The 14,638-nt window shown below is 58.6% G+C and carries 15 protein-coding genes; 10 read left to right on the top strand and 5 right to left on the bottom strand.

Going from position 1 to position 14,638, the window contains the following annotated elements; genetic code table 11:
* Nucleotides 1-70 precede the first annotated feature (70 nt).
* Genes gspG through B2828_RS16705 form a run of 4 tightly spaced genes read right to left on the bottom strand, consistent with a single transcriptional unit; the run spans nucleotide 71 to nucleotide 5,794 of the window.
* On the bottom strand, nucleotides 71-520 hold the full coding sequence (gspG, locus tag B2828_RS16690) for a type II secretion system major pseudopilin GspG (RefSeq protein WP_479634908.1): 450 nt from the start codon (nucleotides 518-520) through the stop codon (nucleotides 71-73).
* A 5-nt stretch (nucleotides 521-525) separates the two neighbouring features.
* On the bottom strand, nucleotides 526-1,770 hold the full coding sequence (locus B2828_RS16695; RefSeq protein ID WP_479634909.1) for a type II secretion system F family protein: 1,245 nt from the start codon (nucleotides 1,768-1,770) through the stop codon (nucleotides 526-528).
* A gap of 2 nt (nucleotides 1,771-1,772) precedes the next feature.
* A complete protein-coding gene (locus B2828_RS16700) occupies nucleotides 1,773-3,476 on the bottom strand; it encodes a GspE/PulE family protein (RefSeq protein WP_479634910.1) in 1,704 nt (567 codons plus the stop codon).
* Nucleotides 3,477-3,481: 5 nt separating this feature from the next.
* The gene (locus tag B2828_RS16705; RefSeq protein WP_479634911.1) at nucleotides 3,482-5,794 is read right to left on the bottom strand and encodes a secretin N-terminal domain-containing protein; all 2,313 of its coding nucleotides are present in this window, start codon (nucleotides 5,792-5,794) and stop codon (nucleotides 3,482-3,484) included.
* A 132-nt stretch (nucleotides 5,795-5,926) separates the two neighbouring features.
* Between B2828_RS16705 and B2828_RS16710 the strand changes: the two genes are divergently transcribed.
* Genes B2828_RS16710 through B2828_RS16740 form a run of 7 tightly spaced genes read left to right on the top strand, consistent with a single transcriptional unit; the run spans nucleotide 5,927 to nucleotide 10,615 of the window.
* Nucleotides 5,927-6,415 carry a hypothetical protein gene (locus B2828_RS16710; RefSeq protein ID WP_479634912.1) on the top strand — a complete coding sequence of 163 codons (489 nt, stop codon included), beginning with the start codon at nucleotides 5,927-5,929 and terminating at the stop codon, nucleotides 6,413-6,415.
* On the top strand, nucleotides 6,408-6,803 hold the full coding sequence (locus B2828_RS16715; RefSeq protein ID WP_479634913.1) for a hypothetical protein: 396 nt from the start codon (nucleotides 6,408-6,410) through the stop codon (nucleotides 6,801-6,803). Before B2828_RS16710 ends, B2828_RS16715 begins: the two co-directional genes overlap by 8 nt.
* On the top strand, nucleotides 6,787-7,404 hold the full coding sequence (locus B2828_RS16720; RefSeq protein WP_479634914.1) for a PulJ/GspJ family protein: 618 nt from the start codon (nucleotides 6,787-6,789) through the stop codon (nucleotides 7,402-7,404). The genes B2828_RS16715 and B2828_RS16720 overlap by 17 nt, the downstream gene beginning before the upstream one ends.
* The gene (locus tag B2828_RS16725) at nucleotides 7,401-8,318 is read left to right on the top strand and encodes a hypothetical protein (protein ID WP_479634915.1); all 918 of its coding nucleotides are present in this window, start codon (nucleotides 7,401-7,403) and stop codon (nucleotides 8,316-8,318) included. The genes B2828_RS16720 and B2828_RS16725 overlap by 4 nt, the downstream gene beginning before the upstream one ends.
* An 11-nt stretch (nucleotides 8,319-8,329) precedes the next feature.
* Nucleotides 8,330-9,532 carry a hypothetical protein gene (locus tag B2828_RS16730; protein WP_479634916.1) on the top strand — a complete coding sequence of 401 codons (1,203 nt, stop codon included), beginning with the start codon at nucleotides 8,330-8,332 and terminating at the stop codon, nucleotides 9,530-9,532.
* Nucleotides 9,529-10,053: a GspMb/PilO family protein gene (locus B2828_RS16735; protein WP_479634917.1), complete on the top strand. Its 525-nt coding sequence runs from the start codon at nucleotides 9,529-9,531 to the stop codon at nucleotides 10,051-10,053. The genes B2828_RS16730 and B2828_RS16735 overlap by 4 nt, the downstream gene beginning before the upstream one ends.
* Entirely contained in the window at nucleotides 10,043-10,615 is a 573-nt protein-coding gene (locus B2828_RS16740; protein WP_479634918.1) for a hypothetical protein, read from the top strand. Before B2828_RS16735 ends, B2828_RS16740 begins: the two co-directional genes overlap by 11 nt.
* A gap of 48 nt (nucleotides 10,616-10,663) precedes the next feature.
* Here B2828_RS16740 and B2828_RS16745 read toward each other — a convergent pair whose 3' ends face one another.
* Nucleotides 10,664-11,368, bottom strand: a complete 705-nt coding sequence (locus tag B2828_RS16745; RefSeq protein ID WP_479634919.1) for a response regulator transcription factor — start codon at nucleotides 11,366-11,368, stop codon at nucleotides 10,664-10,666.
* A 137-nt stretch (nucleotides 11,369-11,505) separates the two neighbouring features.
* On the opposite strand from B2828_RS16745, the gene B2828_RS16750 reads away from it, so the two are divergent.
* The 3 genes from B2828_RS16750 (at nucleotide 11,506) to B2828_RS16760 (ending at nucleotide 14,634) form a co-directional block, all read left to right on the top strand.
* Nucleotides 11,506-12,372, top strand: a complete 867-nt coding sequence (locus B2828_RS16750) for a PEP-CTERM sorting domain-containing protein (RefSeq protein WP_479634920.1) — start codon at nucleotides 11,506-11,508, stop codon at nucleotides 12,370-12,372.
* 42 nt (nucleotides 12,373-12,414) lie between these two features.
* A complete protein-coding gene (locus tag B2828_RS16755) occupies nucleotides 12,415-13,749 on the top strand; it encodes a hypothetical protein (protein ID WP_479634921.1) in 1,335 nt (444 codons plus the stop codon).
* A gap of 276 nt (nucleotides 13,750-14,025) precedes the next feature.
* Complete coding sequence (locus B2828_RS16760; protein WP_479634922.1) at nucleotides 14,026-14,634, top strand: hypothetical protein; 609 nt, start codon at nucleotides 14,026-14,028, stop codon at nucleotides 14,632-14,634.
* The last annotated feature ends 4 nt before the right edge of the window (nucleotides 14,635-14,638 follow it).

A 14,638-nucleotide genomic window follows, 5' to 3' on the forward strand; every position in this document is an offset into this window, starting at 1 on the left:
GCGCTTCGCTGACGCCGCACGATAGCAAAATGGATGACCCTGCCCCCGGTTTCCAGAGGTACCCTGTATGCTATTTTTGGTCCGGCGCCGCATCCCAATTGCCAAGATCATCGGGGGTATTGGGCTGGCGATCGGGTCCGGCGGAGAAGAGGTCAAAGCTCTTGGAATTATGCTTGCCGGGGAAGGCGTAGCCGTACTCGTTGTCCCACGGGTCGCGCGGCAGCTTACCGTCGTCGAAGGCGGCGTGCCACTGGCGCGGGCGCGGATCGGTGGTGGGCGCGGCGATGAGGGCCTTGAGCCCCTGTTCGGTCGTCGGGTAGAAGCCGTTCTGGGCGTTGTACATCTTGAGCGCGGTGGTGAGGGCCTGGAGATCGGCCTTCACCCGGACTTCCTTGCCGAAGTCAAACGCACCGCCCATTTTGTTGATCGCCACGCCCAAGAGGAGCGCGATGATGGATACCACGAGGATCATTTCCAGCAGCGTGAAGCCGCCACGCAGGGTGTTATTCGGTATTTTCATAGAAACTAGTGAAGCCGCCCCTGAAGCCCGGAGGTGAGGCCAAAGACGGCGGAAAGAATGGCGAAAACAATAAGGCCGACGACGACGGCGATGAGCACGATGACCACCAGCGGAACCAGCGTGGAAACGAACTGGACCTGTTTGTCGAGTTCGCGCTCGTGGACGTCGGCGATCATCGCCATGGTCTCGGAAAAGCGCCCGGTCTGTTCGCCCACGGCCATCATGTCGAGGAAGAGCGGCGGAAAGAGGTCCTCCTCGCGCAGGGATTGAGAAAGGGCCTTGCCGTCCATGACGGCGTGGCGGGTTTGCTCAAGGCGGGCCTGCACCCAGAGGTTGCCGGAGATGCCTTCGAGGAGTTCGAGCGATTTGAGGAGCGTCACGCCGTTTTCGCCAAGGGTCGCCAGGGTGCGGGCGAACTGGGCGTAAAAGCGGTAACGCGGGATGCGGCCCACGGCGGGGAAATTCCACAAAAACCGGTGCCAGGCGCGGCGGGAAGCCGGGGCGCGGGTGAGGGCTTTGCAAGCGAACACCGCCACGACGCCGAGCAAAAGAACCACCCACCCGTAGTGGGTCAGAAAATGATTGCCAGCAATCAGCGCCTGGGTGGCGGGCGGCAGCGCCTGACCCGTGGTGGAGAGGAACTTGGTGAGCTGCGGCACCATGAACGTCATAAAGACGATGATGAGCGCCACGCCTGCCAGCGCCAGCATCGCCGGGTAGAGGAGCGCCTGCTGAACGCGCTCGCGGAGCAATTTCACATTGGCGAGGTGCGAGACCAGCCGCCGGAGGATTTGCGGCAACGCCCCGGAGGATTCGCCCGCCGCCACCATGTTGACGTAGAGCGGCGAAAAGACGCGGGGAAAATCGCGCATCGTCTGCGAGAGGCTGCGTCCGTCGACGAGCCCCTGGTGCAGCGCGCCCACGAGCACCTTGAGCCTGGCCGCTTCGAGCCGCTGCTCCAGAATCCCGAGCGCGGTGTCGAGCGTCATCTCGGCTGAAAGCAAGTGCGCGAGCTGCTCGGTGAATAGAAAGAGCTGTGGCAACGGAAGGCGCAATGCGGCATGGCCCGCCGGGGCCCGGCCGTCCAATGCCGCACCAGCCGCCGCAGCCGTTTTCGTTTCCGCGACCTGGATCGGCACACCCGTTTCCTGCTCGATCCGCACAATGGCAGCGCCGCGATCCCGGGCCTCGATCGTGCCGGTAACACGGGAGCCATCGAGCTTGCGGGCGGTGTAGGTAAAGGCGGCCATGGCTACTCGGCGCTTTCGTCGGACTGCGTCACGCGCACGACTTCCTCGATGGTAGTCTGGCCCGCCAGGACCCGTCGCCAGCCGTCATTGCGCAAGGTTTCCATGCCGTCGCGGGCAGCCCGGGCCTTGAGTTCGGAGCCGGGTGCTTTCTGGATAATAAGGCTGCGCAGGCCCTGGCCCACGGTGCAAAATTCGTAGATTGCCGTCCGGCCCCGGTAGCCCGTCTGGCGGCAACTCTCGCAGCCGCACCCGCGCCGGAACGTCTGCCCCGCTGCAACGGGAAACCCGATTTCGCGCAAATACTCGGCGGGATAGGTGGCCGGTTCGGCACAGTCCGGGCAGACCGTGCGCACGAGCCGCTGCGCCACAAACGCCCGCACCACCGAGGCCACCAGAAACGGCTCCACCTCCATGTCGAGCAGGCGCGTAATGCCGCCCACGGCGTCGTTGGTATGCAGTGTGGAGAAAACCAAGTGCCCCGTCATGGCCGCGCGAATGGCGATCTCGGCCGTCTCCACATCGCGGATTTCGCCGACCATGACGACGTTTGGGTCCTGCCGCAGAATGGCCCGGAGGCCGTTGGCGAAGGTCAGGCCGATCTCCGGCTTCACGTCGATTTGCGAAACGCCGGGGAGCCGGTACTCAACGGGCTCCTCGATGGTAATGATTCGGCGTTCGACGGAGTTAATACTGGATAGGAATGAGTAAAGCGTTGTTGATTTACCGGACCCCGTGGGTCCCGTGACCAAAATGATCCCGTTGGGTTCCTTGAGGAGCCGCCGCACGAGCCCCGCCTGATGGGCGCTGAGGTCGAGCCGCTCGAAGCCGAAGGCTCGCGTTTCGTCGCGGTTAAGGAGCCGCAACGAAATGCTCTCGCCGGTGACGGTCGGGATCGTGGAAACACGCACGTCGATGGCGGTTCCGGCGTGCGCGAGATTGATCCGGCCATCCTGCGGCAGGCGCTTTTCGGCAATGTCCATGCGGGCCATCACTTTCAGGCGGGAAATGATCGCGCTTTGCAGCAGGCGCAACTGCGGTGGCACGGCCACTTCGTGGAGCATGCCGTCGATGCGGTAGCGAATGCGCAGGTCGTTTTCAAGCGGCTCCACGTGGATGTCCGTGGCCCGTTCGAAGAGCGCCTCGCGCACGATCTGGTTGACGAACTTGACCACCGACGCCTCGGGCCCATCGGCATTCAGGTCCGTGGCGGCTCCGTCTTGATCGGCCACGTCGAGCGCCCGCGAGTTCTGAAGCAGCTCTTCGAAGGTTTCCGCTCCCACGCCATACGCGCTCTTGATGGTGCGCAGCAGCTGGCTGCGGGCCACGAGCGTCCATTCGATTTTTTTCCCGCCGGTCAGTTGCACGGCCAGTTGCCGAGCCGCTGTATTAAAGAGATCGCAGGTGGCCAGTTTGACGGTGCCGTCCGTTTCGGCCAGCGGCAGGATGTGGTGCTTGAACACGAACCGGCTGGGCAGCGCATTAAGCGCCGAACGGTCGAACCGGTCCGGGTTCAGCACCGCAACGGGCGCGTCGAAGGCTTTTCCCAGCGCTTCGGCCAGGCGTGTTTCGTCGACTTTTCCGGTATTGAGAACTTCATGAGTCCAGGTGCTGGCGCCATTCGCGCGCAAAGCCGACAGCGCTTCCGCCGCTCCGGGATCGGTCACCCCGGCGTCGTGAATCACCTCGAGCAAAGAAAGCGGCGGCATGCTGTTTATTTCTCCGGCAGCCCCAACGGCGTCGTATCAAGCAAATCCACTTTGCGCTTCCCGGCGGGCGGATCGAGGCTGGCGTCGAGGTCCGGCGGAAAGTGCGTTTTGGCCGACGCACGCTCTCCGGCCTTGACCGCCTGGAGCGCACCGCGAGTCACCGTCGGGCGGATCAGCACGATTAGCTCCGTCCGCGTTTTGGTGTTCTTCTTGTAGCTGAAAAGCGACCCCACAACCGGTATTCGGCTTAACCCCGGCACCCCCGACCGGCTGACCTCTTTTTTTTCCGACACCAGGCCGCCCAGGACAATGGTGGCTTCGTTGGCCACCGAGACGGTCGTATTGATGCGGCGGGTGGTCACGTTGGGGATGGCATTGCCGCTGATGGTGGTGGTGCCGTTGGTGTTATTATCATCCTGGGTAATCTGAAGGGTTACTTCTCCATCAGAATTGATCAGCGGCAACACGGATAACTGCAACGCCACGTCGATGTAGTCCACGCTGGAGGTGCTCACAAGGCTCGTGCCACTGGTGTAGCCGCTGGTGGTGGAACTCGGCACGGGAATGGATTCCCCCGAACTGATGACGGCGGGACGATTGTTGCTGGTAAAGATCATCGGGCGCGAGGTGATCCGGTAGCGGCCGGTCGACTGGAGCGCGGAGACAAAGATGTCCAGCGAATTGCTTACGCCGATGAGCCCGGAGACTCCGCCCCCCATGGTCGGTAGGCTGGCGGCGGAAATGATGCTTTTCAGGCTTGCACCGTTAACCCCCGCGCTGGAGACGTTCCACGGGAGCGTGCCGCTGCCGATGGCCTTGCTGAGGTTGCCTTTATTAAAGAGATAGTCGACGCCGAATTCATCGTCGTCATCCAGCGTCAATTCGCCGATCACCGCAGTTAGCAAAACCTGTGGCGCGCGGACATCAATTTTATCCAGCAGATCGAAAACCTTCCTTTTCACTTCGTCGTTGCCCACGACGATGATCGCATTCGTCCGGTTGTCGGCAATGATCTTGTTATTTCGGATGACCCGGCCCTCGGGCGCGGTGTCCGCCTGGAGTGTGGCGTTGTTGGCACCAAACGAACCCGAGGTGATCGTCGCAGAACGGGAGCTACCGCGGCTACTGGAGCCGGAGGACGTATTGTTGGAGAGATTGCCCGTGCTATTGTTGACGGGGCTGGCCGCCGAACTGCTGGAGCGTTCGCTAGTCTCCAGTTTCTTAACCTCGACGCCGGGCTCCGCCACGGCTCCGGCAACGATGTCCAGGACGTCCCCCGCCAGCACGAACCGCAGGGGCCGCGTGACCGGTTCCCCCTGGGGAATGCCGCAGTCGAGGTCGGCGATCACCGAACGCAGGAACGCCATATTGGCTGGACGCGTGATGACGTGCACACGGTTGGTCCGCAAATCGGCCTGAATCCGGATCTTCCCGGCGATGATCGACTCCTCGGAAAGCACGATCATTCCACCTTCGTCAGCGGGGGCCGTGTTCTGCGTTTTCTCCTGGCCGCCCGCCTGTGTTGAGCCTTGACTGGTCGACGTTTTTTCAAACATTTTCGTCAGCTTTTCCACGACCTCCTTGGCGTCCGCACGCTCCAATGAAATGAACGCGCTAACCACATCGGCGGGTTTGCAATCGAGCTTTGCGACAATCGGCGCGATGTTGCGGATCATGCTGGCGTTCTCGGTCACCAGGACGGCCTGCGACTTCTGCAGCGGCACGATGTTGGTAATCGATGGGGTGGCCGCGACAACTTGATCGAGCGCGGCTTTGACGTCCCGAGGATCGGCATAGTCCAAGGTAAACAGGAACGAGACGATCTGATTGCTTTTGGGAAGTTGATCAATTTCCGAATAGATGGGGATATCGAATTGCCGGACGTTTTTATTCGAACCGATGACTTTGATGATATCATCGGGCCCGGGGATCAGGACGATGTTGTTCAAGGCAAACGCTGTTTCCAAGATTCGGATGGCTTCATCCTTTGCGACTGGTTTGGTAACCCTAACGCGCACCTTGCCCTGCAAGGTGGTATCGTAGAGCATCTTTTTTCCCGTGAGCGTTTCGTAAAATTCAAGAACCTGCTGGATGTCCGTATTGGGAAAGTCGATGAAGGGGATGGTGTCCTCCGATGACGCGTCAACAGCCACGGCGGGCGCGGGCGCGGCCTGAGGCAGCGGTTTCCTTTCCTCTGTGTCGGCCCCCGCATGGCGCACCACGCGCGACGGAATGGGGACCGGAGTGGAGCGCGGTTCCTGAGCCCACGCCGCAACGGCAAAGACGACTAAAATCAAATGGATACGGATAAACTGCACGGGACTATTTAGGAGTGACCCATCCGCAAGGCAACGGCTTTAAGATAATGTAATAAGATTGTAACATTTCCGTCATCCTACGCCGCCGATTCTTTACGTAGAGTGCAAGTTGTAGCTTTCGGGCTCACTCGTATGTCGCGTTCCATTCCGTGTTCATTTATCGGCTTCACGCTGTTAGAAGTTATGCTGGCTCTGCTGGTTGCGCTCGCCGTAATCGCGGTCTCCGTGCCCAGCATTACTGCGGCGCTGTCAAAGCCGCCCGCGCAAGCTGCATTCGAAAGTTTCGATGCCATGGTGCAGGAGGCGCGAAGCCGCAGCCATGAGGAAGGCCGCAGTTACGTTATCGTCTGGGGGCGGGATCAATTAATTCGCCTTCGCCCGGAGGAACCAGCCAGCCGGGCTGAAGCAAACGGGATACGCCAATGGGACCAGCATACAGCCGGAGAGGTCACCCTCCGGCTACCCGCAGCATTGCTAAGGGGAAAAACACCGGACGCTATCTGGACCTTCTGGCCCAACGGGGCCTGCGAACCGGCAGAACTTCATTACAAAATGACCAACGCAAAGTGGACGGCGTTATACAATCCGTTTACGGCGCGCGCGGAGGTTAACTATGACTAGTCTGAGGCGGCGGGCTGGTTTTCTATTGCTGGAAACGATGATCGGCGTGGCGGTATTTGCGCTGGGCATGCTGGCCTTGACGCGCTGTGTGCAGCAATGCATCGGCACGGAAGCCGCCAGGGCTTGGGACGAGCGGGCTCGCGTGGCGCTCGCCAACCGGGCCGCCGAAATCGAGGCGGGCGCGGTGAATTGCGATAAGGAAAGCACGGAAAAGCTCTCCGGACCGTTCGAAGGAATGACGCTCCGGCAAAAATGCATTCCGCTTCCGATGAAGGACGAAACGGGAAAAGAACTGACCGGCATTTCACAAGTCCAATTGGAAGCGGCATGGGTGGAGTGGTCCGGAACGCAAACCAAAGCGCTCACTTTTTATGTCTATCCGCGATAATAGAGCGGGGGCATTTACGTTGCTGGAAGTCATGCTGGCGGTCGCCATCCTGGCCCTGATCGGCATTGGTATTTACGGTTTCGTAGCCTCAACCATCGCCGCTGTCAAGGCGTCTGCCCGCGCGGATCAGGATCATGCACTAGTCACCGCCTTCGCAGACTATTTATCCGCCCAGATGCTCCATCTACCTTCCTCGCGGGCCGGGGCGATCACGGGCGAGGCCCACCGCTTCGGCGGAGTTTCGAGCGATGAGTTGCAATGGATCGCTTATGCCGGAAGCGCGCTCTTAACGCGGAACGCAAGCGGTGAATGGACGGTGACGCTAACCACCAAACAGCTCGACGGCGGCGAATACGAACTGGGGATGCGGCGGCAGGATCTTCTGCGTCAACGAGATGCCGTTTGGTTGCCGTTGTTCCGCCAGGTAAAGGGGTTCGAGGTGCGCTACTTCGATGTGTCCCGCAAAGACTGGATGGAAAAATGGACCGACACCCATGCCCGCCCCTCGCTAATTAGAGTCCGCCTATGGCGCGGAGAGGAAGCTTTCGAATGGGTCCTGCCGATTCCCACCAAAGCCCAACCCAAAGGAGGTAGCGCGTGAAGCGGCCGACCTCCCTGGCAACTAAAGGCGGCTCCACGCTTATGCTGTCGCTCTGGGCTCTGATCTTGCTCTCCGCAGTGGTGATGGCTTGGGGGATGCGCATTGACCGGGAAATCGAAGCCGCCAATGAAGCCAACCGCGCTCTGGAAGCCCGGGCGCTGGCCCACTCGGGGATCGCCGTGGCGCGGCATCCCGGCATCGGCGCAAAAAACCCGTTCTTGCACGGACACTTTGGCCGCGGACAATCCTACCGCGTCACCATGGAAAGCGAGGGAGGCCGGATCAACCTGAACTATTGGCTGGCAGGCGAGGACCCTCAAAAAATTGACTATTTATCCAAATATTTCGCGCTCAAAGGGCTGAATATTCAGGAACGCAAAACGCTCGTGGATTGCCTGCTCGACTGGGTCGGCCCGCGCCGCGAGGGAAGACGAATTCGCGGCATGGCGGAGTCGCCTGATTACCCCATTCCCCACCGGCCGCTGCAAAGTTTGGACGAACTCGCGCAGATCGCGGGAAGCGGGCCGCTGGTTTCAAAACAAGGCTGGCAGGATGAGCTGACGCTCTACAGTTCCGGGCCGTTGGATCTTGAAAGCGTTCCGGCCCGGTTTCTGGCATTGGTTCCCGGGATCGGTGAGCAACGGGCAGCCCGGTTTGTTAAAATGCGAGAGGGGCGGCTTAAGGGCTCCGATAACAAAGATGACCATCCTTTTAAGGATCTGCCGGATGCCCTCGATTGCCTTGGGATGAGCCAAACGGAAGTCGACTCGCTCTCAGCCTTTCTGAAATTCCGCGATCCCGTGACCCGAATTCAAAGCGTGGGTCAATCCGCCGCCGTTATAAGAACCACCGAGGCCGTCGTCAACAAAGAGGCCAACGGAAACACACAAATTTTGCTATGGATCGAAAACTGACTGAATCCTCTTTGCTCATATCACCAGCCGCGTGCTGCTGGACGGTGATTCGCCCGGACTCCGGCGAAGAGCCTCGGGAATGGCCGACATTCGCCGACGCGATCGATGCCGCGCGGCAAGCAACTGTGGGTACTCCAATGGCTACAACGGTGGCGCTCCCAGCCCGGTACGGGATTTTCGAACGCTTCACTTTCCCAGCCACCGATCCCGCGGAATTGGACGCCATGATGCAGTTACAATTTGAAAAACTCCTCCCCTACCCTAGCGAGGAAACCGCGACCGCGCTGCAAATAATTTCGCAAACCGATTCGGAATCCACCGTCATGGCCTGCGCCATCCATGTAGCGAATATCGAAGCCTTCTGCTCCCCGCTCCTAAACGAAGGCTTTCCCCGTCGCCTGACGTTCCGGGGAATCCACATCGCCGCTCTCGCCCCGGCGGGTGTCGTCGCCTGTGGTATTTGGCGGGAAGAAACCGACTCCGTCTTTGCCATCTTTGAAAGCAGCCGACTCTCGTACGTGGAAAATCTGGGGCCGGACGCGAACCTCCCCGATGAACTGCCTCGCACGCTTTTGAGAGCAGAAGCCGCCGGGCTGCCCATTCATTTTTCCAGCGTGCTCTCCGATGCCGGGAGATTGGATGAAGCGCTGACGGCGATCCTCCAAGCCCCCGTGCTCGCGATCCCGAAGCATTTCTTCCCAGCCGACGATGCATTCGATATCACTCCGCCCCAATGGAGGAAGAAGCAAGCGGCCCGGAAAAGCCGCAAAAAACAACGCCAGCGGATCGCCTGGGCGGGAGCAATCTATGCGACGGTGTTGCTCATCAGTCTGCTAGGCGTGGCATGGGAAAACAGCCAACTGGAAACGCTGTGCAAGCAAGCCGCTTCCCTGCAACCCCGCGTCGATGCGCTAATCGAGCGGCAAACCCGCTGGAAAGCCCTCGCCCCAGCGGTCGATCCGCAACAGTACCTAGTCGAATTGCTCTTCCAGACCTACCAGTCGCTCCCCTCCCCCGAAACCCGTATCACTCGTTTCGACTTGGCTCGCGATCAAATGGTCGTGGAAGGCGAAGCGCCGGACGCCCAAAAAGCCATCGCATTTTCCGAAAAACTCAAAGCCAGCCCCGAGCTCGCCGACTTCCGGTTCGAAGCCGCTCCCCCCATTCTGCAACCCAACGAACACGCCCAATTCCGAATTTTTGGAAAACGATGAACCGCCTCACCATCCGCGAACGCCGCCTCATTTACGCTCTTGCCGCAGTGCTCTTTCTGCTGGTCAACTGGGCACTTGTCGGCTGGATCACCCGCCAGTACATGCAAATCCAAGCAAACCTAACCGCCAAGCGGACCGAGCTTCGTTCGCTGCAAACCATCGTCAAAGACGAAACCGCCTACGCCGCCCGCGAGGCTTGGCTGGCCGCCGCCCAACCCAAATTAGCCAACCCCGAACAAGCTGGAGTCCAGCTCCTCGATCAAATCAAAAACAGCGCCAAGGATCTTCAGATTCGTCTGGAAAATCCCGAACTAGGCACTGTTGAAAACGGACAAGCCAGCCGCTCCGTTTCCGTACAGCTTACGGCAAAAAGTTCCTGGTCCGGGCTAGTCAAATTCCTGCATTCCCTCCAAACCCCAGAAAACTTCATCGTCATTGACTCCGCGACCCTCCAAGTCGACACGGCCAATTCCAAACAAATGACCTGCCAACTGAAAATTTCCAAATGGTATGCGCCCTAAAACCTCTCTTCTCCTGCTTCTCATCTTCCCGGCGGCAATCTTTGCCGAGGACGCCCGGCCCGCGGGCTTTTCCCTCACCCGGTACCAATCCATGCTGGACCGTTCACCCTTCGCGCTTTCTTCAGAGGGTCCCGCAGCACAGACCACCGCGCCCAACTCCGGCTTTGCCAAAAACCTCTATCTGACCGGTGCCGTGCGTCTGAAGAGCGGCGAATATATATCCATCGGATCGCGTGACCAGAGCCAGTCATTCGCCCTCCGCACAGGAATCTCTTACAACGGCATATCGCTCGTCAGCGTCGCCTGGTCGGAAGCCATGGGAAAGACCCGGGCTACCCTCAAAAGCGGCAACGAATTCGCCACTATAACCTTCGACGAAGCTAATCTCCGCTCGCCCGCCACGCAGCCTCCCACCGAAGGCGCCCAGCCCCCGCAAGGGAACGCAAAAACAAATCTACCTCCCGGCGTCATTCCGCCCAACCCAAGCCTGAAACCGCAGGGAAGCCCATCTCCGGCAAAACGTGGCGGTCGCCTCGTACGCCCTACACCACCGCCTTCCTAGCAACCCGTTCATTTCAATGCGCAGCAACGGCACTTATCTGTTGTTCTGCTATTTGGGAATCCGATAACCGAAACTGCGCACCGTTTCGATACACTCCCCGGCCACGCCAAGTTTCTCGCGCACCCGCCGGATATGCGTATCCACCGTTCTGGTATCAATCGCATATTCATAGCCCCACACATCGTTCAATAACGTGGCGCGCGATTGCACAACGCCCCGGCGTTCCAGCAATACGCGCAGCAATTTGAACTCCGTCGCAGTCAAGTGCACCGGGTTACTATTCACGGTCACTTCAAACCGGCTCCGATCCAAGACCACTCCATTTACCGATAGGAAATTCTTCTCCGCCCCCGAATACGCCGTCCGCCGCAAAATCCCTTTTACCCTTAGCACCAACTCTCTGGGGCTAAAGGGTTTGCTAATATAGTCATCGGCTCCCAGCTCAAACCCCACAATCCGATCCACCTCCGCCGATTTCGCCGTTAGCATCACAATGGGGATATTGGCCGTCTGAGAATTGGCCTTCAGCGCGCGGCAGACATCCAGCCCCGACATCCTGGGCATCATCAAATCAAGCACGATCAACTGCGGCATCTGATCCATCACATCAAGCACCGCGGAACCGTCTGAAACCTTGATAACACTGTACCCTTCGCGCGAAAGAGTCGACGCGATAAGCGAAAGCATATCGGGTTCATCTTCAGCAACGACAATTTTTTCGGGCATGGCGGTGCAATAATCAACGCCCGCCATCCCAGGTCAATCATACACCGATGAAAGTGCCATTTCCGCCCAAAAAATCACCCAATCTCAACACTTCGTAACACATATGTAACATAGAGACATGTCTTACCTAGTTTCACATAACTGTAACTATTAAAATATTGTCGATGATGAACCAGCCCCCTAGCCTCCGCCACGAAACCGAAGCACGCGAACCGATGGAATTTGTCGCGTTTTGGTTATCCGAAGGAAAAACAAATCAACTCCGAATATTCGAACACATGAAAATCAAACAAATCCTTGTCATGGCCATCATGGCCATCGTCGGCATTGGCTCTGCCAACGCAAGCAATACATTCAGCACCGGTGATGTCCTATTTGGTATTACCAGCAGCACCGCCACCCTCGCCTACACCTACAACCTCAACCTCGGCAGCATCAGCAACCTGATCAGCCTGAGCAGCGGCCAAACCAAAACCTGGACGCTCAGCACAAGCGATCTGACCGCCATTGTGGGTTCAGGCTGGGATGACAGCACTAAGGTGTCGTGGGGCGTTGCCTCGGCGACCCTCAGTAACTTGTGGGCCACGGCATCGACCACGTTAACAGCTGGCTCACTTTCCACTAACGATCAAGCCATTTCGGGTGCTAAAAACAGCCTCGCTAATGTCATTGCCGAATATCAAAACGGAACGGCTACGACCAATGACGGGGCTTCTGCAAACATCGTCGGCGCGGTGGAATACGCAAAAGCCGACCAATATAGCTGGTACAACCAAGCTAAAAGCAATTTGGGAGATTCGTTAAATTACACTATCACCAAATCTTTGAATTCCGCCGACACCAGCGTCTTAGCCCTCTGGCAATATAGCACTGACGGCACCGCCACGGAAGCCGGCACGTTTACCCTTAGCGATAGCGGCGTCCTGACCTACACGTCTTTGGCCGCCGTTCCCGAACCCTCAACTTACGCCATGATCGGCATTGGCGGTTTGGCCATGCTTCGCATGTTCCGCCGTCGCCGCAGCGCTTAATTTCCACCTCAACCAGTCCAAGTTCAAAATCCCAATCCAATTATGAAACTTCAACGTATCCTCGCCACCGGGGCTCTCGCCCTCGCGGTGGTTGCCTCCAGCGCTCAAGCTGATGTTGTGATTCGCATCGCGGGTTCCAGCGCCTACCGTTCGGCCGTTAACTCGGCAATCACCAGTCTTCTCGGAGACTCCAAACTTGGCATCCTGATTGCCGACGGCGCTACGTCTGTCGATAAATCGAATGTCGCTCTCTTTTCGGGCACGGCTACCAATACCATTTCCACCACCTATAATGGTGACGCCTATACCATTCCCGCCGGCACCAGGATCATCGTCTGCACTTCGTGGACAGGATCTGTCGCAGGCGTTTACTCTTTGGCCAATTCCGGGAACACCTCCCGCGGCTTCATTCCCGCTACCGCGCCGGTCACCGCTGGTGTGACCGGTTCGGCTGCAGCTTCGGACACCACTTCCGCAGTGGACATCGCCATGTCTGACGTTTTCCTCGATACAGCGAACGGAGTTCTTGGCACCAGTTGGACTACGGATGAAATCCAGGAAGCAGGCGGCGGCACCTACAAAGGTATCGGCGTTTGCCCTTTCAAGTGGGTCGTCTCCGGCACAAATACCGGCCTCACAAATGTGTCCACTCAGAATGTGCACACGATCTATAAAACGGGCTATATTTCGAAAAATCTGCTGATCAACGGCGCTGCCGCCACGTCCGCTACTGCGGCGAAGGTGTATGGCTTCGGCCGCGACTCCGATTCCGGCACCCGCCTCACCGCCTTTGCCGATACCGACCTTGGCGCGACATTCCTTCCCGTGCAATACGGCATTACAAACACTTCCAGCTCCAGCCGTGTTCTCGGCTCCAGCGGAAGCTATGTTACATTGACTCCTTCTAGCGTCGTCAACACCATATCCTATTCTGACGGCCAAGGCGGGTACAGCAGCGGCGGCACCCTTGCAACTGCGATTGGGGCTATCGGCACCGGCTCCTTCACTGGCATCGCCAGCGGGACCGATGCTGCCATTGCCTATCTGTCGGTTAGCGACGCTGCTAGTATTGTTTCCGGCGCGTCGATCACGGCCACGGAGCTCACCTACAACGGCGTTCCCTATACCCTGGGCAATGTGTACAACGGCGCCTACACCTTCTGGTCCTATGAGCACATGTTCTACCGTATTAACGACACTCCCGATAACGGTTCGGACACGGGCATCTTTGCTGAAGCCCTTGCTTATAATCTGCTCCATACCACGGTCCCCGCTAAGGCCGGCACTGACGTAACCTCCGGCTCCGCAACCTATGTGGATGTCACAAAGATGATCGTCAAACGCAATACGGATGGTGGCTACTTGATCAAGAAGTAACCGCTAAAACCCTTCAGTTTGGGTCCTAGTGCCAGTGCGGGCGTAATGCCCGCACTGGTATTTTGTATATTCTGCTCCTTCCGAACCATGCGCCTTCGCAGCCCGCTGGCTTACTCGCTTTTGCTAAACGGAATCCTTGCCGGGAACTACGCTTACCAGGCCCTGGCTCCCGCGCCAAAGCCGTCCCCCTCCCGCGCTTCGGCTGTCGTAACCGCCCCCCTTCCATCCCCTCCGCCGCTCCCGGCCCCTTCCTCCCAACCTTTTGTGTGGAGTTCTTTGGAATCCGAAGACTACCCGACCTACATTGCCAACCTCCGTAAGATCGGCTGCCCTGAGCAAACGATTCGCGATATCATCAGCGCCGATCTCGAAAATCTGTACGCTTCAAAACAAACGGCGCTCTCCGCTAAGGTTGGCACGGAAGCCTTCAGCTGGGCGCAAGAATTGCTTCGCAAAGAAAAGCTAGCCTTGCTGGAGCAGTTGCTTAGCCCTTCCGCTTCCCCCGGGGAGATCATTGCCACGGCCTCCATCCCTTCGGCCACCCCGTCGCCGTCCACTACTACCGCCGCTTCTGCCAAACCGACAGCTACAGCAACCTCCGAGTCCTCGAATTTAGCGCCCTGTCCTCTCGTCTTTCAGCCCGTGCCACATGAGGCCATCCAGCTCACCGATAGAGAAAACGCAATTTTGGAAGGCCTTCGCAAAAGCTTCATTCGCGAGATAGGAGGCCCCAACCAAGCGCCCAATAACCCGGTCTACCTCGAACGTTGGAAGCAAGCATCTGAGGCGGCGGATCTGCGAATCCAGACCTTGCTTGGCCCGCAATTCTACACAACGTACCAGCAAGCAGCTGCACGTCAAAAAGCCAAGGCATCGTCCTTGTAGCGAC

Source organism: Spartobacteria bacterium UBA695, assembly GCA_002298145.1.
Lineage (GTDB): Bacteria > Verrucomicrobiota > Verrucomicrobiia > Chthoniobacterales > Chthoniobacteraceae > UBA695.